This is a genomic window from Variovorax sp. LARHSF232, assembly GCF_052871435.1.
This window is the reverse complement of the sequence record NZ_JBIXJS010000004.1, coordinates 24,699-46,846: the sequence shown is the minus strand read 5'-3', so window position 1 is coordinate 46,846 and position 22,148 is coordinate 24,699. Positions and strand designations below refer to the sequence as shown.

Genomic DNA, 22,148 nt, shown 5'->3' with positions numbered 1-22,148 from the left:
GCGACTCAACCGTTGTTCAGCGACGTTGCTGCCGCGATGGCCGGCGGAGCGGCAGCAGCATCAGGCAGCGCAGCGCTCTCGGTGCCCAGCGCCTCCAGCAAGGCAAAGAGCTTGTCCATGCCGGCAAAGAGCACGCTCGCCGAAACCGGTCGGCCGGCGCGTGCCGCCTTGCCGGTGAGCTGGACCAGCAAGGCCCGGCTGCGCTCGGCCCAATCGCCCGTGGCCCATTGCAGCCGCCAGACGGTGGTCGCGACCTGCGCGGCGATCAGCAGTCGCTTGTGCATGTGCGCATCACCCGGTTCGCCCACGCCGCCGCAAAGCTGCAGCCCCTGGCGCATCAGGCGCAGGCAAGGCTCGCCTTGCGTGGCCCAGGCTTGCCATTGCATGACCTGGCGCGCGGCAATCTCGGGGCCGAGGTTACAAAGGACAAAGGTCTGCGACAGCAGCTTGCCGCTGCGCGCATCCACCAGGCGCGTGGCCACGCAGCGCAGGGCGGGCGCATCGGCCGGGCTGCTGCGCAAACGCACCTCGAGTTGCGCCTCGCATTGCAGGGCCGGCTTGCCGCGAAAGCTGGCAGGACGCCCGGCGTCGAAAGGCAGTGCCAGGCGGGCCAGGGTGATCGGCTTGCCGCACTGCGGATCGATCACGGTGGTCGAAACCGGCGCGCGCGCGAGCCATGCCGTGCCTTGCGGCAGCGACGCCATGGCAACGGGGTCCGGCAGCGCAGGCAGCAGTTGCACCACCGTCTTGTTGGCGCCAAAGTCCTGCTGCCGCAGCCACTGTGCCTGGCGCAGGCCGGGCTGGCGCGCAGCAGCGGCGGTGGACAGCCACTGCCGCGGCGCCGCCAGCGGCAGGCCGCTGCGGTCCGACAGCAGCAGGCTGCCCTGGCAGTGGTAGACGTCGCCACTGTCGCTGGCCTGCAGGCCCAGGTGGCCGCTCAATGCCAGCACATGGGTGTCGCAGCCAGTGGCAACCTCTTCCCGCGCCAGCGCCATCAGCGCGTCCAGCACCGACTGCGAGTCGACCCGCACGTCGCCGGCCTGGCGCCACAGCCCGCGCGCCGGCGCAAAAGCCAGCGGGGCACCAGCCAGCGCATCCGCCACCTGCGCCAGTTCCTGCGCGTCATGCGCCATGGCACGGATCAGTTGCTGATAGGAAACGCGCAGGCGCTCGGCCTCGGCCAGCGCCTGGGCGACCTCGGCCGATTCGCCACCGGTGGCCTGCGTGCCCTGCCCTTGCGACGGCTCGCCGTCGTTGGGTGTGGCGGTGAACAGCGCGGCATGCCGGCGCGGCTGGAACACGCCATCGATCAGTTGGGTGCGCTCGGCCAGCATCAGGTTCTCCGGCACCTTCTGCCCGCTGGAGACATAGTGCACCGGCAGGCGATGGCGAATCACGGTGTCGATCAGCGCGCCGGTGTGCGTGGCCTCGTCGACCTTGGTGAAGATGCAGCCGGCGAGATCGTTCGGGCCGCCGCCGTTGCGGTAGGCATGCACCACTTCGTTGAGCGTGTCGCCATGGCTGGCGGCGTTGAGCAGCAACAGGCGCTTGACCGGCCGCTCGCCGCTGCTGCACAACATGGCGATCTGGCTGGCGACGGCACGGTCGCGCTGGCTCATGCCGACGGTGTCGATCAGCACCAGGTGCTTGGCGCGCAGGTCCTTGAGCACCAGGTGCAGATCGGCCGCGTCCTTCACCGCATACACCGGCACGTCCAGGATCTGGCCGTAGATGCGCAGCTGCTCGTAGGCGCCAATGCGGTAGCTGTCGGTGGTGACCAGCGCGATTCTTTCGGCGCCGAAGCGCATCACGCAGCGCGCTGCCAGCTTGGCGGTGGTGGTGGTCTTGCCGACACCCGTCGGCCCCATCAGGGCATAGACGCCGCCTTCGGCCAGCAGCGCGTTCTCATCCTCGTGCACCGGCAGCACCCGCATCAGTTCCGAACGCACATAGGCCATGCCTTGCGCATAACTCTGGCCGGTCGGCAGCCGCTCCAGCATGGCGCGCGAGAGGCCGGCGCTGAAGCCTGCCCCCAGCAAGGTGCGCAGCAGCCGTCCGCGCACCGGATCGCGCCTCTGCTGCTCGTTCCACAGCAAGCTGGCCATCTGCTCTTCCAGCATGCCGCGCATGGAATGCAGCTCGCTCAGCACGACGGATTCGGCAGGCGCCTGCTCCACCACCTCCTCCATGTCGGCCGGGGCCATGGCCACGATCTCGACGCCCTTGTCGGCCAACACGCGGCTGGTCAGCACCATGGCGTCGCTGCCGAGCGCCTCGCGCGCCAGGCGCAGGGCCTCGCGGCTGGTCGCGGCAAAGAACTTGCGAGCGGCGATGCTGCTGCTCGTCACGCTGTCAACTGGCTGGCTCAAACTCTTCCTCCGATGGTCGCAGTGACCTTGATGGTGTGAACGTCAGAAATCTCGGCATGCGAGAGCACCTTGAGCTGCGGCAGGCTGCGCCGCAAGAAGCGCGCAAGCAGCACACGCAGCGGGTGCTGCACCAGCAGCACGGGCGGCAGGCCCATCTGCTCCTGCCGCGTGATGGCGGCCTGGGTTTGCTGCAGCAGCTTGTCGGCCAGGCCTGGCTCGATGCCGCTCTGGTTGCTCATGGCCTGCTGCAGCACGCCTTCAAGCGAGCTGTCCAGGCCGATCACCTGCAGCTGCACGGCGCCCGGGAACAGCTGCTGCGTGATGGATCGGCCCAGCGCCACGCGCGCCAGCGAGGTGAGCTCGGTGGCGTCCTTCACCTGCGGCGCGTGCTCGGCCATCACGTCGAGGATGGTGCGCATGTCGCGAATCGGCACCTCTTCGGTCAACAGGTTTTGCAGCACCTTGTGCAAGGTGCTCAGGCTCAGCACCTTGGGCACCAGGTCCTCGGTCAGCTTGGGCTCGAGCTTGGCGATCTGGTCCAGGAGCTGCTGCACTTCCTGGCGGCCCAGCAGCTCGGCCGCGTGGGTCTGGATCAGGTGGTTCAAATGCGTGGCCATCACCGTGCAGGCGTCGACCACCGTGTAGCCCTGGATCTGCGCCTGCTGCCGCAGGCTGCCGTCGATCCACACGGCCGGCAGGCCGAAGGCCGGGTCCTGGGTGGGCGTGCCGGGCAGGCTGCCGTTGACCTGGCCCGGGTCGATGGCCATCCACTGGTCGCCAAAGGATTCGCCGCGGCCGATCTCCACGCCCTTCAAGCGGATGATGTAGCTGTTGGGCCCGATCTCCAGGTTGTCGCGGATGTGCACCACCGGCACCAGGAAGCCCAGCTCCTGCGCGATCTTCTTGCGGATGCTCTTGATGCGCCCGAGCAGCTCGCCGTTTTGCGACTGGTCCACCAGCGGGATCAGGCGATAGCCCACTTCCATGCCCAGCGGGTCGACCAGGGCCACGTCGTCCCAGCTCGCCTCGGACGCCTCGGCCGACGGCGCGACAGCGGCCGAACGCTGGGCCTGGGCCTGCCGCTGCGCCTCGATCGGCGCCTGCTGCAGCTTGCGCCGCCCCAGCCAGAACAGGCCGCCGGCGATCACCAGGAAGGCCAGGCTGGGCATGCCCGGGATCAGGCCCATCAGGCCGATGATGCCGCCAGTGAGCAGCAGCACCTGCGGGTTGGAAAAGAGCTGCCCGGTGAGCTGCCGGCCCACGTCCTCGTCGGTGGTCACGCGCGAGACGATGACGCCGGCCGCGGTGGAGATCACCAGCGCCGGGATCTGCGCCACCAGGCCGTCGCCGATGGCCAGCAGCGTGTAAGTCTGGCCGGCGGTCGCGAAGTCCAGCCCATGCTGCAGCATGCCCACCACCAGCCCGCCGATGATGTTGATCACCATGATGAGCAGGCCCGCGATGGCATCGCCGCGCACGAACTTGCTGGCGCCGTCCATGGAGCCGTAGAAGTCCGATTCCTGCGCCACTTCCTTGCGGCGCTGGCGCGCGACTTCCTCGCCGATCAGGCCGGCGTTGAGGTCGGCGTCGATCGCCATCTGCTTGCCCGGCATGGCATCGAGCATGAAGCGCGCCCCGACCTCGGCAATGCGCCCCGCGCCCTTGGTGATGACCATGAAGTTGATCAGCACCAGGATGATGAAGACCATCACGCCCACCGCGAAGTTGCCGCCCACCAGGAAGTGGCCGAAGGATTCGATCACCTTGCCGGCCGCGTCCGGGCCGGTGTGGCCGTTCATCAGCACGACGCGGGTGGAAGCCACGTTGAGCGACAGGCGCAAGAGGGTCGAGAACAGCAGCACCGCGGGAAAGGCGGCGAAGTCCAGCGCCTTCATGGTGTACATGCTGACCAGCAGCACCATCACCGACAGCGCGATGTTGAAGGTGAACAAGAGGTCCAGCAGCAGCGGCGGCAGCGGCAGCACCATCATGCTCAGGATCATGACGATGAGGATCGGGCCGGTCAGTCCCTTGAACTGGCTGGCACCGTTGGCGAACAGCAGCGCCGGCTGGCGCAGCATCTGGGTCATGGCATTCATGTGCGTGTGCGTGCTCAAGCGGCCTTGGCGGCGTCGTATTCGAGGTCCTGGGGAACGGGCAGGTCGGTGGGCGTGCGCGGCGCTTCGCCACCTTCGCTCTGCCAGCGCTTGAGTCGGTAGACCCATGCCAGCACCTCGGCCACCGCGGTGTACAGGCCCGCCGGAATCTCGTCGCCCAGCTTGGTGTTCTTGTAGAGCGCGCGGGTCAGCGGCGGCGCCTCCAGCAGGGCCACGCCGTGCTCCTTGGCGAGCTCGCGGATGCGCAGTGCCACCCGGTCGACGCCCTTGGCCACCACGCGCGGGGCGCGCATGTCGCCGTCCAGGTACTTCAGCGCCACGGCGAAGTGCGTGGGGTTGGTCACCACGATGTCGGCCTTGGGCACCTCGGCCATCATTCGGCGGCGCGCCATCTGCTGTTGCTGGCGGCGGATCTGCGCCTTGATGTGCGGATCGCCCTCGCTTTCCTTGTGCTCCTGGCGCAGGTCTTCGCGCGACATGCGCAGCTTGCGGTAGTGGCTCCACAGCTGCCAGGGCACGTCGATCAGCGCCACCAGCAGCAGCGCGGCGGTGATGAGTGCGCAGTGGTGCGCCACCAGCGCCACCATCTGCGGCAAGGCGGCGCTGGCGGGCTGCGCCATCAGCGCCATCACCTGCTCCAGGTCGCCCATGATCACGAGGTAGGCCACGCCGCCGATGAGCGCCGACTTGGCCAGGGCCTTGGTCAGCTCCGCCAGCGACTGCGCGGAGAACATGCGGCCGATGCCGGCCAGCGGATCGAGCTTGCCAAAGTTGGGCGCCAGCGACTGGGTGGAAAAGAGCCAGCCGCCCAGCAGCAGCGGCCCGACCAGTGCGGCCACGGTCATCACGCCCAGCAGCGGCAGCACCGCCACCAGCGCCTCGAGCAGCATGGCGCCGATGCTGGCGAGCATGCGGGAGGTGTCGAAGGCGATGGCCCGCTCGAACTGCAGTCCCTGGCGCAGCGCGGCCTGCATGCTGCTTCCCAGCGAGGCGGCGGTGAGCCACAGGCCGCCGACCGCGGAGCCCAGAAGAATGAGGGTGCTGAGCTCGCGCGAACGGGCGACATTGCCTTCCTCGCGCGCCTTTTCCAGGCGCCGCGGCGAGGCGGGTTCCGTTTTCTCGAGATCGCTTTCCTCAGACATTCGTGGCTCCGGGCAATGCGCTGGTGCAGCGCTTGACTTCGAAGCAAATTATTCGAGGCGGGGGTGTTGTTCATTCCGGCGATGAGGGTGGGGAATGCGTTGCTTCTCGGGCAATTCGCCGGTCCATATTCAGGGCGTTGGGGCGTTGGGACATTGGGGCGTTGGGGCGTTGAGGGCGGCAAAGGCCTGTGTGCCCCTGCGCCGGCGCTTCACTCGGGCGGCCGAGAGGCGCGCCGGCACAGGGGCACACAGGCCTTTGCCGAGGCACCGGGTCGTCGATCGGCCGTTCTTTTCCGGGTCGATCAACCGCAGCGCGTCAGCGCGGCAGGTGTTTGCCGCGGCGGGCGATTTGTGCGGCGCCGAGAAGCGCAGTGGACCCGGGCTGCTCGCGTGCCGAAGGACACGCGAGCCTCAACATCTGACTTGCGGCACCTGTTTGAGCGCAGCGCACCGAAGGGGCGCGTAGCGAGTTGTGCCGCAGCCCGGGTTCGCGAGCATCGCAGGGCAGTCGATGCGCAGCATCGACCGCCGCACTATGAGCCCGCCGTGGCAAACACCTGACGCGCGGCTCCCAACGAGCGAACGAGCGAAAGGAAATCAGAACCCCAGGCTCTCCAGCAAGTCATCCACCTGCGCCTGATTCGACACCGCATCCGGCGCCCCCGAATGAATCTGCGGCCCGTTGAGCATGCCGTTGCCGTTGCTGCTGGCAATCTCCTGCCGCCGCTCCGCCGGCGTGTTGTCGATCAGGACCTGGAGCAGCTGGGTCTCCACGTCGTTCACCACTTCCATCATCTTCTTGATGACCTGGCCGGTCAGGTCCTGGAAATCCTGCGCCATCAGGATCTCCATCAGCTGCGCGTTGATGGCGCTGGCCGTGGGCGGCACGTCCTTCAGGTAGTTGCGGGTGTCCAGCACGAGCCCGCGCGCGTTGTTGAGCTCGATCGGGCTCGCGAACCACTCGTCCCAGCGCCTGGTCAATCCGCTGGCGTCGCTCGACAGCCGCTCCTGCAGCGGCTGGGCCACCTCGATCGCGTTCAGCGCACGGTGCGCCGCCCGCTCGGTCGTGGCGGCCACGTAGTTGAGGCGGTCGCGCGCATCGGGAATGGCCTGCGCCGCCCGCTCCACCTGCTTGTCCAGGCCCAGCTCGCGCAGGCCCTCGCGCAGCTGCCGCGTCAGCTGCCCGATGCGGCCCAGCAGCTCCTCGGCGCTGTTGCCATGCTCTGTGGCGGCGGCAGCGTTCAGCGTGTCCTGCGCCATGTCATGCGCCCTCTTTCTGCAGCTTCTCGAAGATCTTGGTGATCTTCTCTTCCAGCGTGGCGGCGGTGAAGGGCTTGACCACGTAGCCGTTGGCGCCGGCCTGGGCGGCGGCGATGATGTTTTCCTTCTTCGCCTCGGCCGTCACCATCAGCACCGGCAACTTGGCCCACTGCGGTTCGGCCCGGATGGTCTGCAGCATGGTCAGGCCGTCCATGTTGGGCATGTTCCAGTCGGACACCACGAAGCCGAAGTTGCCGCCGCGCAGCTTCTCGATGCCGGCGGCGCCGTCCTCCGCCTCGTCGACGTTGTGGAACTCCAGTTCCTTCAGCAGGTTGCGCACGATGCGCCGCATGGTCGGGAAGTCGTCCACAACCAGAATCTTGATGCTCTTATCGATCACGGTTTCTCCACTCACTATTGCTACATTGATGGTTCAAACGCGGTTGGCCCGCTCGCCGAAACTGCGCAGGTGCGCCAGCACGCGCCGGCTCATTTCCGACAGCGGCGCCACCTCATGGGCCGCGCCCAGCGCAATGGCCTCGCGCGGCATGCCGAACACCACGCAGCTCGCCTCGTCCTGCGCCAGCGTGTAGGCGCCGGCCTGGCGCATGCGCAGCAGGCCTTCGGCCCCATCCCGGCCCATGCCGGTGAGGATCACGCCGATGGCGTTCTTGCCCGCGTGCCTGGCCACCGAGTCGAACAGCACGTCGATCGAGGGCCGATGCCGGTTCACCGGCGGCTCCTGGTCGAGGTGGGCCACATAGTTGGCGCCGCTGCGCCCCAGCGAAAGATGAAAGCCGCCGGGCGCGATGTAGGCATAGCCGGGCAGCACGCGCTCGCCATGCTCGGCCTCCTTGACCGTGATGCGGCACAGCCCATCCAGCCGTTGTGCAAAGGAACGGGTGAAGCCGGGCGGCATGTGCTGGGCAATCAGCACCGCCGGGCAGTCCGAAGGCAGCGGCTGCAGCACGTCGCGGATGGCCTCGGTGCCGCCGGTGGAGGCGCCGATGATGATCAGCTTCTCGGTGCTCAAGAGCGGGCTGCGCAGCAGCGATTCGGCGGCTGGTACCGCAACGCCCGGCGCCGCCTTCGCTGCCGTGGCGCGCCGTGACGGCAGCAGCCGTGCGCTGGCGGCGGCGCGAATCTTGGAGGTGATCAGCTCGGTGTAGTTCAACAGGCCGTCGCGGACGCCCAGCTTGGGCTTGGTGACGAAATCGACGGCGCCCAGCTCCAGCGCGGTGAGCGCGATCTCCGAGCCGCGCTCGGTCAGCGACGACACCATCAGCACCGGCATCGGCCGCAGCCGCATCAGCTTCTCGAGAAACTCCAGGCCGTCCATGCGCGGCATCTCGACGTCCAGCGTCAGCACGTCGGGGTTGGTCGCCTTGATCAACTCGCGCGCCACCAGCGGGTCGGCCGCCGTGCCAACCACCGTCATGTCGCTCTGGCTGTTGATGATCTCGGTCATCACGCTGCGGATCAGCGCCGAATCGTCGACGCACAGCACCTTGATCTTGTTGTTCGTGCTCATGGCATGCTTCTTCTTTTTCCTTGCTTTCTCTCAATTCGCAGGCGTGGCCGTGCGCAGGCGGCGCAGCAGTTCCTGCTCCTCGCGCTGCACCTGCTGGACGCCGGCCTGGGCGCGCAGCTTGCGCACCACGGCCTTGCCGGTGGCCGGCAAGAAGCAGACGCGCCGCGCGTGCGGGCCGCGCAGGTCTTGGGCGGCAATGGCAATGCCTTGCTCCTTCAGGTATTGCTCCACGAAGTCGGCATTGCGCTCGCCGATGTTCAGGGTGGTCAAGCTGGCCAGCACCGCGCCGCCGCCAAACACCTTGGCCTGCAGCCGCTCGCGGCGCGCGCCCGCGCGCTGCAGCTCGCGGATCAGCACGTCCATGGCATAGGCGCCGTAGCGCATTGCATCGGCATGGTCGCGCGGCGCCGTCTCGCCGTCGTCCGGCAGCATGAAGTGGTTCATGCCCGCCACGCCGGCGTAGGGGTCGTGCAGGCAGGCCGCGACGCAGGAGCCCAGCACGGTGGTGAGGGCGGTGTCGGCCGCGGTGACGTAGTACTCCGACGGCAGCAGCTTGACCGCCATGCAGCCGATGTCGCGATCGAAATAGTGGTGGCTGGCCATGGCGCCAGCGGGCAACGCGCTGCTGCCAACGTAGTTGCTGCTGCTCATGCCAGGCTCGCGCGCCGGCCTGCTGTTGCTGCCAGCTCATACACCGTCTGGCCCAGCGGGCGAAAGGCCTGGCTGACCAGCGAGGCGTTCTCCGAATGCCCGGCAAAGAGCAGTCCGCCCGGCTTGAGCAACAGCGCCAGGCGCTCCAGCACCGCCTTCTGGGTCGGCTTGTCGAAATAGATCATCACGTTGCGGCAGAAGATCGCGTCCACCGGCTCCTTCACCGGCGACCAGGCGCGGTCCAGCAGATTGAGCTGCGAGAACTTCACCAGCGCCGCCACCTCGGGGCGGATGCGCACCTTGCCCGCGTTGGCGCCGGTGCCCTTGTTGAAGAAGCGCTTGAGCCGCTCGGGCGACAGCCGCGCCTGCTCCTGGCTGAACACGCCGGCCGAGGCCTTGGCGAGCACCGCGGTGTCGATGTCGGTGGCGATCACGCGCGCCGTCCCGCTGGCCCGCTCGCCCAGCGTCTCCATCAGCGTCATGGCGATGGAATACGGCTCTTCTCCGGTCGAGGCCGCCGCGCACCAGATCTCGATGGGCTGCTGGCGCCGCTGCCGCACGAAGTCGGCCAGCACCGGAAAGTGATGCGCCTCGCGAAAGAAGGATGTGAGGTTGGTGGTCAGCGAATTGATGAACGACTGCCACTCGTCCCCGTCCGGCCGCGCTTCCAGCAGCGCCAGGTAGGAAGAAAACTCGGGCACGCCCAACTCGCGCAGGCGGCGCGACAGCCGGCTGTAGACCATCTGCCGCTTCTGTTCGCCCAGGGCGATGCCGGCGCGCCGATGGATGAGCGTCCGGATCTTCGAGAAGTCGCTGTCGGTAAAGAGGAATTCGGAGTTCACGGGCGCCCTGGTTAGCAGGCGTTCAATGTAGCGAGCGGCGTGTCATTGCAATGGGGCAAGCAAGGGGGGAAACGCCCTCTTCCTTGTTGCAAGCTTTGAGGCGAATCAGCCGATCCGGGGCGTTGGGATGGCGCGGCGGTTGATCAACCCGAAGAAGAACGGCTGATCGACGACCCGGCGTCTCGGCAAAGGCCTGTGTGCCCCTGTGCTGGCGCGCCTCTCGGGCGCCGAGAAGCGCAGTGGACCCGGCCCGCACGCGTGCCGAAGGACACGCGTGCTTCAACATCTAGCTTGCGGCAGCTGTTTGAGCAGAGTGAACGAAGTGAACGCCGCGAGTTCTGCCGCAGGGCCGGGTCCACGAGCATCGCAGGGGAGTCGGCGCAACGCGCCGACCGCCCGAGCGAAGGCCGGCACAGGGGCACACAGGCCTTTGCCGCGCCCCGACCGCTAAAGCCTCTCGAAACAATCCAAGAGATCAGTCAGAAGCCTCCGCAGCCCCCACCTCCTGCGCCCACACCATGGCCGATAGCAGCGACGAATTCACCTGCCCCGCCCCCATGAACAAGTCCTCCGACAACCGCGCCGCCTCCGCCCCGTCGCGCTCGCAGCTTTCGGCCAGGGCCAGGAACGGCCCATACACGCCGCCGCGCGTCAAGATGGCCTGCTGTACCGATTCGGCCAGCTGGATCTTGCCCAGCACCTGCTCCATCGGCACGCCCAGCAACTGGTCGATGAGCGAGAACATGCCCACCACGAACAGGTTGTCCGCATCGCTGCGCGTCAGCATGCCTTGGCCCATCAGCTCCACGGCGCGGCCGCGCATGATCGCCTTGCGCGTCATGCAGGGCGCGCTGGCTGCGGCGTTGCTGGTGGCCAGCAGCAAGGCCAGCCAGCGGAAGAGGTGCGAATAGCCGAGCATGGTCACGGCATGGCGCAAGGACTGGATCTCCACGCCCGGCCCGATCGCCGGCGAATTGATGTGGCGCAGCAGCCGGTACGTGAGCACGGCATCGTGCTTGAGCGCTGCCTCGATCTGGCGCACGTCTTCGTTGCGCTGGATCATCTGCATCAGGCGCACGATCAGCATCGATTCGGGCTGCAACTTGGCATCGGCCACCTGCGCCATCGGCTGCGCAACGTGGCGCGTCACGATCAGCCGCAGCGGCGGGCCGCCCTGGGCCTGCGTTGCCTGCATGCGCTCCAACAGCGCGGGCTCGCCGTCGCCCACATCGAAGTGCGTCAGCAGGTCGCGCAGCGCACGGTCTTGCGGCAGCGCCTGCGCACCGCGCAGCATCAGGCCGAAGCCGTGCTCGCGCAGGAACTGCAGCGCCGCCGGCGCGTCCGGCCCCGCCATGTCGTCCGGCCCCAGGCACAGCACCACGTGCTCGGGCGGCAGCGGCTGCAGGCTGGGCAACAAGGAAGGATCGGCCGCCACGTCGAAGAACAGCGTGGTGCGGCCCAGGCGCCAGCCCTTTTTGGGCGGATTGACGTGCTCTGCCACGCAGTCCACCAGCGTCTTCAGGCGCTGCGCCGGCAGCATGGTGGCCGGCGGCTGGCCAACCGGGGCCGCGCGCCAGGCCAGGCGGTAGCCCACCACGCGCTGGCGCAGGTCCAGCATCGTCGCGTGCGTCACGTAGCCGGTTGCAGGCTGCAGCAGCAACTCGGCCGTCTCGTCCACCACCTCATCGGCACTGCGACTGCGGCCGGTCGAACGCCAGGGAAGATCAATGCCCATCGTGCCCGCCCTTCAAGCCGCCAACGCCACTGGATCGATGCGCGATGCATCCGCCAGGGCCAGCACACTGGCGGCCTGCGCGCGCTGGATGCGCGGCATGGCGCCCACATCGATGATGAAGGCCACGCTGCCGTCGCCCAGGATGGTGGCGGCCGAGATGCCGGGCACCTTGCGGTAGTTGGTCTCCAGATTCTTCACCACCACCTGGTGCTGGCCCAGGAGCTCGTCCACCAAGAGCGCGAAGCGCGCGTCGTCGGCCTGCACGATCACCAGGATGCCTTCGGTCGGATCGGTCAGCGCGCCGGCCACGTCGAACACGCGGTGCAGCTCGATCAGCGGCAGGTACTCGCCGCGCACCTTGATGACGCGGCCTTCGTCGGTGATCGAGTGCAGGTGCTCGGTCAGCGGCTGCAGCGACTCGATGACGTAGCTCAGCGGCAGGATGTAGGCCTCGTCGCCGACCTTCACCGACATGCCGTTCAGGATGGCCAGCGTCAACGGCAGCACGATGCGGGTGGTGGTGCCGCGCCCCTCGCGCGAGATGATCTCCACCTGCCCGCCCATCTCGTGGATGTTGCGCTTGACCACGTCCATGCCCACGCCGCGGCCCGAGATGTCGGTCACCTGCTCGGCGGTGGAAAAACCCGGTGCAAAGATCAGCTGCCAGACCTCCTCGTCGGGCATGGTGTCGCTCACCGGCAAACCCTGCTGCATGGCCTTGGCCAGGATCTTGTCGCGGTTGAGGCCCGCGCCGTCGTCGCTCACCTCGATCACGATGTTGCCGCCGTGGTGCTGCGCCGACAGCAGCAATTGCCCGGTCGCGTCCTTGCCCTTGGCCAGGCGCTGCTCGGGCGTCTCGATACCGTGGTCCAGGCTGTTGCGCACCAGGTGCGTGAGCGGATCCACGATGCGCTCGATCAGGCCCTTGTCCAGCTCGGTCTCCTTGCCGTACGTGTCCAGGCGCACCTGCTTGCCCAGCTTGGCGCTGACGTCGCGGATCACGCGCGGGAAGCGGCTGAACACATAGTCCATCGGCATCATGCGGATCGACATCACCGATTCCTGCAGGTCGCGCGCATTGCGCTCCAGGTGGCCCAGGCCGCTCAGGAAGCGCTCGTAGGCGACAGGGTCCAGCTGGGTCGCCGCCTGCGTCAGCATCGACTGGGTGATCACCAGCTCGCCGACCAGGTTGATGAGTTGGTCGACCTTCTCCACGTCGACGCGGATCGAGCTCGACTCCTTGCCGCCGGCCGGCGCCGCCTTGGCGGCCGCGCCCTCGCCCACCGGGCTTTCAGCAGCGCCACCAACGGCGGCGGCAGCAACGGCTCGGGCCGGCTCGCTCTGCGTCGCAGCCGGCTCGCGCGTGATGCGGATCTGCGATTCGTCGATCAGGAAGCAGCACACCGCCACGATGTCGTCCGGCGCGCAGCTGCTTTGCAGCCGCACCTCCAGCGTGCCCTTGCCCTGCGTGCTGGACAGCACCTGGCCCAGGTTCCCCAGCTCTTCGGCCAGCAGCGCGCTTTCGCTCTCGGCCAGGCCGGTGAAGGCGACCTGCAGCACGCCATCGGCTGCGGGCGCCGATGCCGGTGCGGGCGCAGCGACAGGCGCACGCGCCGGCGCGGCGGCGTGTTCGCCCCCAAGCTCCAGCGCGAGCTGCTGCAACACGGCGCAGATGTGCGCCACCCTCTCAGGCTCGGGTTCGTTGCCCGCCTGGTAGGCCGTCAGTTGTTCTTGCAAGGCGTCCTTCGTTTCCAGAAATGCGTCGACCATGGGCAGGCTCAGCTTCAATTGGCCATGGCGCGCGCGGTCCAACAGGGTTTCGAGCAGGTGCGTGGTGTCGGTCAGGGCGCTGAAGCCGAAGGTGGCGGCGCCGCCCTTGATCGAGTGCGCCGCGCGGAAGATGGCATTGAGCTCTTCGGCATCGGGCGCCTCGACGTCGAGCTCGAGCAGCAGGTGCTCCATCTGCGCCAGAAGCTCGATGGCTTCGACAAAGAATGCCTGGGAAAACTGACTGAGGTCCATCTGTGTGTGCTCTGCTAGGAGGTGGTCTGGCCGGGCGGGTTGCTGCTGCTGCCCGCCCGCGCGGAAGAGGCATCGCTGCTGTTCTCGTGCTCGATCCGCGCCTGCGTGCGATGGTTGAGCACGATGATGCTGATGCGGCGATTGATCGGATTGCGTGGCTCGGCCCGGTCCAAGTGCATGCTGTCGGCCAGGCCGACCACGCGCAGCACCTTGTCCTCGCCCATGCCGCCTACCACCAGTTCGCGCCGCGAGGCATTGGCCCGGTCAGCCGAGAGTTCCCAGTTGCCGTAGGCGCGGTCGCCGTTGCTGTAGATGATGGAATCGGTGTGGCCCGACAGCGTGATCTTGTTGGGCAGCTCATTGAGCATCGGCCCCAGCTCGCGCAGGATGACGCGCATGTGCGGCACCACCCGGGCGCTGGCCAAATCGAACATCGGGCGCTTGTCGTTGTCCACGATCTGCAGGCGCAAGCCCTCGGTCGTGATGTCGATCAGGATCTGCGAGCGGAACTGCTGAAAGGCCGGGCTCTTCTCGATGAGCTCGTCCAGCCGCTTCTTCATGGCGTCGAGGCGGTTCGCATCCGCCTCGTCTTCGCTTTCGGACTGCGCCAGCTGCACCTCGCCCTCGGCATGCGTGGGGTCTGCGCCGCCACCAGGAATGGCGCTGGCGCTGTCGCTGCTCTTCTCGCCGCCGCTGATCGCCACCTTGAGCGGCATGCGAAAGTGCTCGGCAATGCCTTCGCGCTGCTTGGGCGTGGCAATGGCCAGCAACCACATCACGAGAAAGAAGGCCATCATGGCCGTCATGAAATCGGCATAGGCGATCTTCCAGCCGCCACCGTGCCCCCCTGCGCCATGGCCACTGGCCACGCGCTTGACGATGACTCTTGGCTTTCCTTCGTTCATGGCTGCGTCCCTGGTCCCTAGCGCGCCTTGACTTCGCGCACGTGGTCATCCAGCTCGGTGAAGGACGGGCGCTCGGTCGAGAACAGCACCTTGCGCCCGAACTCCACGGCCAGCTGCGGCGCATAGCCGTTCAGGCTGGCCAGCAGGGTGACCTTGGCGCACTGATAAAGCTTCATGCCCTCGGCCACGCGCTGCTCGATCAGCGAGGCCAGCGGCGAGACGAAACCGTAGGCCAGCAGCACACCGAGGAAGGTGCCGACCATGGCGTGGCCGATCAGCGCACCCATCTCGGAGGGCGGCAGGTCGGCCGAGCCCAATGCGTGCACCACGCCCAGCACGGCCGCCACGATGCCCAGCGCCGGCAGCGCATCGCCCACGCGCGCCAGGCTGTGCGCCGGCACCTGCGCCTCGTGCACGATGGTCTCGATCTCGTGGTCCATCAGCGCCTCGATCTCGAAAGCGTCGGTGTTGCCGCTGATGACCAGGCGCAGGTAGTCGCAGAGAAACTCCATCAGGCCGGCGTCGGCCATGATGGCCGGATAGCGGCCGAAGATCTCGCTGTCTGCCGGGGCCTCGACATCCGACTCCAGCTTCATCATCCCTTCCTTGCGCGCCTTGGCCAGCAGCTCATAGAGCAACGCCAGGAGGTCCATGTAGAGCTGGCGGTTGTGCTTGGAGCTGCGCAAAAGAAGCGGCAGCTCCTTGATCGTTGCCTTGATCGTCTTGCCGTTGTTGCCGGCAATGAAAGCGCCCAGCGCCGAGCCGCCGATCATCAAGAGCTCCACCGGCTGGAACAGCACGCCGAAGTGCCCGCCCATCAGGCCGTAGCCGCCGAACACGGCGCACAGCACCACCAGATAACCAACAAGAACCAGCACGAGCGTCCCTTTCAGCCCTCAAGGCATCAATTCAAGTTTTTCAAAGTCACGCCAGCGCGCCGCCGCCGGTCAGTGCCAGCCCGGCCAGACCGGCCGTCAAGCCGGGGCGGCCCAGCGTGGTGCGGCGGGGGCGTTCGTCGACGGCGCGCTTGGGGCTTCTGGCCTTTCCGGCGCGCGATGGCGGGCGGCACAGCACGCACACGTAGTCATGCTTGTCGTCGTAGGCGTGCGCCACGAAATGGCCGGCGCAGCGGCTGCAGGTGTTGAGCTGCAGCATGCCGCTGTCGAAGAAGCGGACCATGGTGTAGGCACGGGTGAAATCCAGCACCACCTCGCCATCCGGCAAATCCGACTGCTCCAGATAGAGCCGGTAGCTTTTGATCAATGCCTGCAAATAATCGCCGCCATCGTGGTGCCGCATGAAGCGATAGATGTTGTAGAACATCGATGAATGGATATTGGCCAGCCAGGTCATGTACCAGTCTGTCGAAAACGGCAGCAAGCCCTTGGGCGGCGAAATTCCCTTGATTTCCTTGTACAGGCGAATCAGCCGTTCACGGCTCAATTTGACCTCGGCTTCGAGAAATTGAAGGCGGGCACCCAATTCAATCAGATCGATCGCCAATTGAACCTGGCGAACCTCGCCCAATACACTTTTCTGGCTCATTTTATTCAGGCCCGGCGCTTTATCGGCTTGTTCTGCGCGGTCATCAATATCGACATATGGGCGCGCTGCAACGCAGAGTCTTTTTCTTCTCCACCCACTGCGCAAATCGATGCCTGATCGTCGAGGCGCGGCCCGAAAAGCAGGAATTTTGAATTGGACAATTTGATGACCTGGGCGATCGACATATTGGCCAACATGTCGGCCAGTTCGCTGCCGATGCCAAGGCGAATCATCGAAGCAGCTTTATCCTGCTTCACCATTTTTTGCGCAAGCAGCATATAGGCGAGATTGATATCTCCAATTTCTCTGGAAATCTCGTCGTAATTCAATGCCGCTGAATCTCTATCTTGTTCCACGCGATACTCCATATAACTAAGATTGCTTAGTATCTATTCACTGTATCACATTGTTTCATTTTCTTACACTTCACTTCCGTGACACCGTCTCGCTTTTTGAAGACAGTCGCCGGATTTGCCAAATAATTCCACCCCTGTTCCGTCAATGAAAAGTAATCATTTTGTTTAGGGGTCGGATTTACCCCGACAAATTGCCGTCCCTTTAATGACATGTAATACGTTTTTCTATTAGCAAGAAATACCTACTTGCTGTGGTTCGCCTTGCTCGATTCGAAAAAGCCAAGCCAGGATCTCCGCCACCGCCGTATAGAGCTGCGGCGGGATCTGCTGGTCCAGCTGAAGCTGCATCAAGAGCCGGTTGAGCTCCGGCGCGGCGTGGACATACAAGCCGCTCTCGCGCGCCCGCCGCATGATCGATTCCGCCGCCGCGCCATAGCCCTTGGCCACCACCACCGGCGCCCGCGCCTTGTCCCGATACGACAAGGCGACGGCGCTCTTTCGCTCCGATGCCGGCTTGCTCATGGCCGCGGCACCTCTGCAAACTGCAGGGCCTGCACTTGCAGTCCCGCTGCCGCAAGGCGCCGGGACAGTTCGGCGCCGCTGCCGCGCAATGGCGCCAACGCCCGCGCGTCGTGTGCGGCGATGTGGGCTCGCACCTTGGAGGCCGCCAGCGTCAGGCGCAGATCCAGGCGCCCCATGCGCGGCAGCGTGAGCGACACCGTGGTCGACCAGCTGGCCGGCGGCGGCGCGTCTTCCTTTGCAGCCTTTTGCTGCTGGTCCTGTGCGCCCTCCTTGCCCTCTTCCCGGATCGACCAGTCCATCGGCACGCCGGGCCAGGCTTCACCGCTCCAACGAAAGGCGCCGCTTTCCAGCAGGTCGAGCTGCTGGTGCACCAGCGGCGCGGCCTGCGGGTGGATCGCCGCACTCCATGATTGCGCCGGCGGTTCCACCGGATCCGCCGACGACTGCGTCGAAGCAGCCGGCCCGGCAGCGACGGCCGGCGCCAGCCGCGCCTGCGGCTCGCGTTCCAGCTGTTCCAGCGAGCGCGCACCGGCAGCAAAGGCCGCCACGTGCGATTCGTAGAACAGACCGGACTCCGACACCGTCTGCGCCAGGGCTGCGGCCCATCCACTCGCCGACGGCGCCCGTTCCGCCGACGGCCACAGCGGCGCGCTGCCCCGGAGCACCGCGGCCTGCGGCGGCGACTCCGCCAGCACCGTGTTGAGCGCCCGCGCCGCCACGGACAGCTCGGCGGCCGGCACGTTCACGGCCGATGTGGCCGATGCGGGTGATGCAGCACCACCCTGGCGCAGCTCACGCGGCAAAGGCAAAACCACCGCCGCATGCGAAGGAAGCCGCACGTCGTTGTCGACCGCGCGCGCCTCACTCACCGGCTGCGCCGCCACGCCGCCCGCAGGCGCCTTGGCTGCAAGAAGGTCCAGCCAATGCGCGAGCCTGAAAGCCAGCAGCGCATCGCCGCTGACGGCAGTCCGGTTCACGTCGACAGGGAGCCGTTCAATGCGCCCCCCCATAGGTCTTCTCGAGAATGTGCTGCTGCTGCAGCTGCGCGATGCCGGCCAGCAGGCGCCGCAATTGCGGCTTGACCAGGCGCAGCACTTCGTCCTGGTCGACCCGCACGCGCTGCAGGGAGCGCCGCACTTCGTCGCGCTCGTGGCTGTCAAGCATGGCGCCGGGCTCGATTTCCTTCAGCCGCGCGATCAGCGCCGCGCAGCGCGCTTCCAGTTCGGGCAGCCGGCCCCACTCCTTGGCATGCGACAGCTCCAGCATGCGCGAGGTGATGAGGGCCAGCTGGTCATAGCAGTGAACGACCTCGCTCTTGGTGGTCATGATCCGTCTCCCTCTAGCTGTTGTTGTTGCTGTTGCCGATCTCGCGCCAGGCCGAGGCGATGTTCTCGAGCAAGGCATCGGCCTCGTCCAGCGCGCCCGCGTCGTTGCGCACGTTGGCCTGCAACAGCCGCTGGATGACGTAGGCGTACAGGGCCGAGAGCCTGTCCACCAGCTGGGCACCGGTGGGGCCGGCGGCGCTGGCGTCCAGGCTCGCCTTGAGGCCGTTGTCGACGATATTGATGGCCTTGGAGATGGCCTTGCCCTTGGCCACGATCTCGCCCACCGCCATGTGGTGGCGCGCCATGCCGATGGCCGTCCTGGCGCCGTCGAAAAGCATCACGATGAGCTGATGCGGCGATGCGCTCATCGCGCCCGATTCGACGCCGATGCGCGCATAGGCGCCGGCGCCGGTCCGATGGGTGTGGGGTGTGTACATGGCCTGCTCCGCCGGCGCTTACTTGCTGCTGTTGCTCATGTTGGCGAACTGCTGCGTGAGGTAGCTCGCGGTGTTGGTCATGCTGTTGACCAGGAGGTCGAGCTGGGTGAACTGCGCGCGGTAGCGCTCCATCTTGGCCTGCACGCGCAGCTCCATGTCGCTGTACTGCTCGTCCAGCTCCTTGATCGAGGCCGTCACCCCGTCGGTCGCCACCTTGAGCGCGCCGCCGGTGGCACTGAAGCCATCGACCATCGCGTCCAGCTGCTTGCCATAGCCGGCGCTGCTGCCGGTGGCGCTGGCAAACAGCCTGGAAACGCCATCCATGTCCTTGTCGAGCGCCGCCTTGAGCTTGGTGGAATCCACCGCCAGCGTGCCATCTTTCTGGAAGGCAACGCCGATCTCCGACAGCACCTTCATCTGGTCCGCGCTGCCATCCTGAGGCGAGGTCAGCACGCCGCGGATGCGGGTCTGCAGGTTGCGCAAGGTCGAGTCGCCGACCAGCGCCGCGCCCGTCTTGGTGTCCTGGTTGTAGCTGGTCAGCGCGTTGGCCGTGCTCAGCAGGCCGTTGTAGGCCTTGACGAAGTCGTTGATGGCGGCCTCCACCGAGGCGCCGTCGCGCTGGATCGCCACGTTGCCGGTGCCGATCTTCTGCACGGTCAGCGTCGTGCCCTGGATCGCGTCCTTCACGCTGTTGCTGGCGCTGGTGATGGCCAGGCCGTTGACCGTGAGCTCGGCATTCTGGGCCGCCACCGTCTGCTGCAGATTCTGCGTGCCCGCCGGATCATTGCCCAGCAGGCTTTGCAATGCCGCGTCGCCGGCCACGGAAACGCGCATGCTCGAAATCTTGCCGGTCTCGGTCGAGGTCAGCACCAGGCGATGCGGCGTGCCGCTGCCGTCGTTCACGATGCTCGCCGTCACGCCCGCCTTGGCCCCATTGATCGCGTCGCGGATACCCTCCAGCGTGTTGTTGCCGGCATCGATGGTGATCGGCGTGGCCGTGCGCGAGGCGTCCGGCGTGAAGCTCGCGCCCGTGTACTTGCCGCTCGCTGCGTCGTAGCTGCCGCCGGCGATGGTGCCGAAGTCGATGGTGACGGTGCCGCTGCCGATCGCCGTCTTCGCGCTGGCCTGGCCGGCCGACACCACGGACTGCGCCTGTGCGAGCTGCGTGACGCTGACGGCGTAGCTGCCGGCCGCCGCGCTGGCGCCCGCGCTGGCGGACACCACCTCGGCGGCGCTCGACGTCGCCTTCACGCCCTGGAAAAAGGCCGGGTCCGACAGCTTCTTCGCCGCCGACTGCAAGGTGCCCAGGGCGCTCTTGAGCGTGCCGTAGGCCGAAAGCTTGCTCGTGTAGCTGATCTGGCGCTGCTGCAACAGGACCAGCGGCTGGCTCTCGGCCGTCTCGAGCTGGCTGAGCAAGGTGGACAAGTCGAGGTTGGAGCCGACGCCAAGGCTGCTGATCGATGCCATCGTGAGTTCCTATCCGTTCCAAAGAAAAATACGCTGTCCACTGCGGCCTGGGGCGGCCGGGCCGCAGTGGACAGCGCAGGCACGCGCCGGCCGAAGCCGGGCGCCTGCGCCGCGCCCCCTGCTTCTTGCGAAGCAAGGGGCGCAACGGGTTCTCAAATCAACGCAGCAGCGACAGCACGTTCTGCGTGGTCTGGTTGGCCTGGGCCAGCACCGAGGTGCCGGCTTGCTGCAGGATCTGCGCGCGGGTCATGTTCGACACTTCCGTGGCGTAGTCGGCGTCTTCGATGCGCGAACGCGAGGACGACAGGTTGGTCACCGTGGTGCCGAGGTTGGCGATCACCGAATCGAAACGGTTCTGCACCGCACCCAGCGAGCTGCGCAGTTCGTCGACCTGCTTGAGGGCGTCGTCGATCGCGGCCATCGCGCCGGGCGTGGAGCCGGTGCGCAGGTCGGCCACCGAGATCTTCGAGGTGTCGAGCGAGAAGGCGGCCGTGCCGGCGGTCGTGGTCGTGTCGGCCGACTGCGGGTCCACCGCGACGTAGAAGCGCTGGGCAACGCCGTTGGCGGCACCGCTGAAGCCGTTGTTGTTCAGGGCCATCGCTTCGGCGGCGCTGGCCGGGGTGATCGTGACTTCGGCGTACCAGTTGCCGGCCTTGTCGGTCAGGGCTTCAGCGCCGAAGGCGATGCTGCCGGCGGCCACGCCGAGGCTCGTGGCCAGCGTGCCGGCGGTGGCTTCGGCCACGGTGGAGGTCGTGACGTTGGTCGTCGCGCCGTACACCGCCTGCGCCGCCGTGGCGTCCACGTCAGCCGAGGTACCGACCATCGTGACCGTGCCGTCGAAACTGGCGCCGGTCTTGGCTTGCGGGCCGTTGACGTTGAAGGTCTGCAGGTTGAGCGTCTTGGTGCTGATTTCCTTCAGGTCGATGTCGATGGTCTCGCCGTCGTTGGCACCGACCTGCACGCTCAGCGGCTTGGCGGTGGACGACAGGACCTTGACGCCGTTGAAATCGGTCTGCGCCGAGACGCGGTCGATCTCGTTCAGGCGCAGCTTGATTTCGTCCTGGATCGACTGCAGGTCGCTGGCCGAGTTGCTGCCGTTGGCGGCCTGCACCGACAGTTCGCGAACGCGCTGCAGGTTGTTGTTGACTTCCTTGAGCGCGCCTTCGGTCGTTTGCGCCAGCGAGATGCCGTCGTTGGCGTTGCGCGAAGCTTGCGTCAGGCCCTTGATGTTGGCGGTGAAGCGGTTGGCGATGGCCTGGCCGGCGGCGTCGTCCTTGGCGCTGTTGATGCGCAGGCCGGAAGACAGGCGCTGGATGGCCGAGTTCAACGACGATTGCGACGCGTTGAGGTTGTTCTGCGTGAGCAGCGAGAGGCTGTTGGTGTTGATGACTTGCGCCATGAATCGACTCCTAGTTGCAAAGGTTGTGTACTCCGGCCGTCGGCCGTAACGCTGGACCCGTCTCCCGCCGTGGGACTCAAGCCATCGTTGATGCAGTTATCGGCAGCGCTTTCCAAACATTTAGGGCAGTGCTTGAAGAAAGTTCCGTGCGGTGCCGCTGATCCACAACCTCACGTGCCATCACGCGGGCAGGTTCATCACTTCCTGATAGGCGGCCACCAGGCGGTTGCGCACCTGCAGGCCGGTCTGGAAGGCCACGTTGGCTTTCTGCAGGTCGACCATCACATCATTCAGCGCCACACCGCTCTTGCCGAGTTCGAAGGCTTCGGCCTGGCCGTAGGCGTGCTGCTGCATGCCGTTGATGCGGTTCAGGGACTGGCGCAGTTCGGCAGCGAAGCCGCCTGCCTCGGCGCCGTCGGCGGGGCCGCCGGCGGGGCGCGGGCCGCTGCCCGCCTGGAGCGCATTGGCACGCATTTGCTGCAACACGGACTCAATGGCCGCAATCGACATGGAGGAATCCTTC

At 66.7% G+C, this 22,148-nt stretch carries 21 protein-coding genes; all 21 read right to left on the bottom strand.

Annotated features, from left to right (window positions below):
- Positions 1-5: 5 nt before the first annotated feature.
- Positions 6-2,348 carry a flagellar biosynthesis protein FlhF gene (flhF, locus tag ACIPRI_RS12400; RefSeq protein ID WP_446621755.1) on the bottom strand — a complete coding sequence of 781 codons (2,343 nt, stop codon included), beginning with the start codon at positions 2,346-2,348 and terminating at the stop codon, positions 6-8.
- Between the two features lie 17 nt (positions 2,349-2,365).
- Positions 2,366-4,468 (bottom strand): flagellar biosynthesis protein FlhA, encoded by a 2,103-nt coding sequence (gene flhA / locus ACIPRI_RS12395; RefSeq protein ID WP_446621754.1) that lies wholly within the window; start codon positions 4,466-4,468, stop codon positions 2,366-2,368.
- Positions 4,469-4,482: 14 nt separating this feature from the next.
- Positions 4,483-5,628, bottom strand: a complete 1,146-nt coding sequence (flhB, locus tag ACIPRI_RS12390) for a flagellar biosynthesis protein FlhB (protein WP_446621753.1) — start codon at positions 5,626-5,628, stop codon at positions 4,483-4,485.
- Between the two features lie 597 nt (positions 5,629-6,225).
- Positions 6,226-6,888, bottom strand: coding sequence for a protein phosphatase CheZ (cheZ, locus tag ACIPRI_RS12385; protein ID WP_446621752.1), 663 nt, complete (start codon positions 6,886-6,888; stop codon positions 6,226-6,228).
- Between the two features lies 1 nt (position 6,889).
- On the bottom strand, positions 6,890-7,285 hold the full coding sequence (gene cheY, locus ACIPRI_RS12380) for a chemotaxis response regulator CheY (protein WP_446622092.1): 396 nt from the start codon (positions 7,283-7,285) through the stop codon (positions 6,890-6,892).
- A 36-nt stretch (positions 7,286-7,321) separates the two neighbouring features.
- Positions 7,322-8,419 (bottom strand): protein-glutamate methylesterase/protein-glutamine glutaminase, encoded by a 1,098-nt coding sequence (locus ACIPRI_RS12375; protein ID WP_446621751.1) that lies wholly within the window; start codon positions 8,417-8,419, stop codon positions 7,322-7,324.
- Between the two features lie 30 nt (positions 8,420-8,449).
- Entirely contained in the window at positions 8,450-9,070 is a 621-nt protein-coding gene (cheD, locus tag ACIPRI_RS12370; protein WP_446621750.1) for a chemoreceptor glutamine deamidase CheD, read from the bottom strand.
- Entirely contained in the window at positions 9,067-9,912 is an 846-nt protein-coding gene (locus ACIPRI_RS12365; protein WP_446621749.1) for a CheR family methyltransferase, read from the bottom strand. Before ACIPRI_RS12365 ends, cheD begins: the two co-directional genes overlap by 4 nt.
- Positions 9,913-10,387: 475 nt before the next feature.
- Positions 10,388-11,647: an EAL and HDOD domain-containing protein gene (locus ACIPRI_RS12360; protein WP_446621748.1), complete on the bottom strand. Its 1,260-nt coding sequence runs from the start codon at positions 11,645-11,647 to the stop codon at positions 10,388-10,390.
- Between the two features lie 12 nt (positions 11,648-11,659).
- Entirely contained in the window at positions 11,660-13,669 is a 2,010-nt protein-coding gene (gene cheA, locus ACIPRI_RS12355) for a chemotaxis protein CheA (protein ID WP_446621747.1), read from the bottom strand.
- Positions 13,670-13,683: 14 nt separating this feature from the next.
- Positions 13,684-14,574 (bottom strand): flagellar motor protein MotB, encoded by an 891-nt coding sequence (gene motB, locus ACIPRI_RS12350; protein WP_446621746.1) that lies wholly within the window; start codon positions 14,572-14,574, stop codon positions 13,684-13,686.
- A 17-nt stretch (positions 14,575-14,591) separates the two neighbouring features.
- Positions 14,592-15,452: a flagellar motor stator protein MotA gene (gene motA / locus ACIPRI_RS12345; protein ID WP_446621745.1), complete on the bottom strand. Its 861-nt coding sequence runs from the start codon at positions 15,450-15,452 to the stop codon at positions 14,592-14,594.
- Between the two features lie 46 nt (positions 15,453-15,498).
- Positions 15,499-16,119 carry a flagellar transcriptional regulator FlhC gene (flhC, locus tag ACIPRI_RS12340; RefSeq protein WP_446621744.1) on the bottom strand — a complete coding sequence of 207 codons (621 nt, stop codon included), beginning with the start codon at positions 16,117-16,119 and terminating at the stop codon, positions 15,499-15,501.
- Positions 16,120-16,124: 5 nt separating this feature from the next.
- Entirely contained in the window at positions 16,125-16,475 is a 351-nt protein-coding gene (gene flhD, locus ACIPRI_RS12335; RefSeq protein ID WP_446621743.1) for a flagellar transcriptional regulator FlhD, read from the bottom strand.
- A 228-nt stretch (positions 16,476-16,703) separates the two neighbouring features.
- A complete protein-coding gene (locus tag ACIPRI_RS12330; RefSeq protein WP_446621742.1) occupies positions 16,704-16,997 on the bottom strand; it encodes an EscU/YscU/HrcU family type III secretion system export apparatus switch protein in 294 nt (97 codons plus the stop codon).
- Entirely contained in the window at positions 16,994-17,974 is a 981-nt protein-coding gene (fliK, locus tag ACIPRI_RS12325) for a flagellar hook-length control protein FliK (protein WP_446621741.1), read from the bottom strand. The genes ACIPRI_RS12330 and fliK overlap by 4 nt, the downstream gene beginning before the upstream one ends.
- A 16-nt stretch (positions 17,975-17,990) precedes the next feature.
- A complete protein-coding gene (locus ACIPRI_RS12320) occupies positions 17,991-18,323 on the bottom strand; it encodes a flagellar protein FliT (RefSeq protein ID WP_446621740.1) in 333 nt (110 codons plus the stop codon).
- A 13-nt stretch (positions 18,324-18,336) separates the two neighbouring features.
- The gene (gene fliS, locus ACIPRI_RS12315; RefSeq protein ID WP_446621739.1) at positions 18,337-18,759 is read right to left on the bottom strand and encodes a flagellar export chaperone FliS; all 423 of its coding nucleotides are present in this window, start codon (positions 18,757-18,759) and stop codon (positions 18,337-18,339) included.
- An 18-nt stretch (positions 18,760-18,777) separates the two neighbouring features.
- The gene (fliD, locus tag ACIPRI_RS12310) at positions 18,778-20,226 is read right to left on the bottom strand and encodes a flagellar filament capping protein FliD (RefSeq protein ID WP_446621738.1); all 1,449 of its coding nucleotides are present in this window, start codon (positions 20,224-20,226) and stop codon (positions 18,778-18,780) included.
- Positions 20,227-20,383: 157 nt separating this feature from the next.
- Positions 20,384-21,625, bottom strand: coding sequence for a FliC/FljB family flagellin (locus ACIPRI_RS12305; protein WP_446621737.1), 1,242 nt, complete (start codon positions 21,623-21,625; stop codon positions 20,384-20,386).
- Positions 21,626-21,805: 180 nt separating this feature from the next.
- The gene (fliE, locus tag ACIPRI_RS12300) at positions 21,806-22,135 is read right to left on the bottom strand and encodes a flagellar hook-basal body complex protein FliE (protein ID WP_446621736.1); all 330 of its coding nucleotides are present in this window, start codon (positions 22,133-22,135) and stop codon (positions 21,806-21,808) included.
- Between the last annotated feature and the right edge of the window lie 13 nt (positions 22,136-22,148).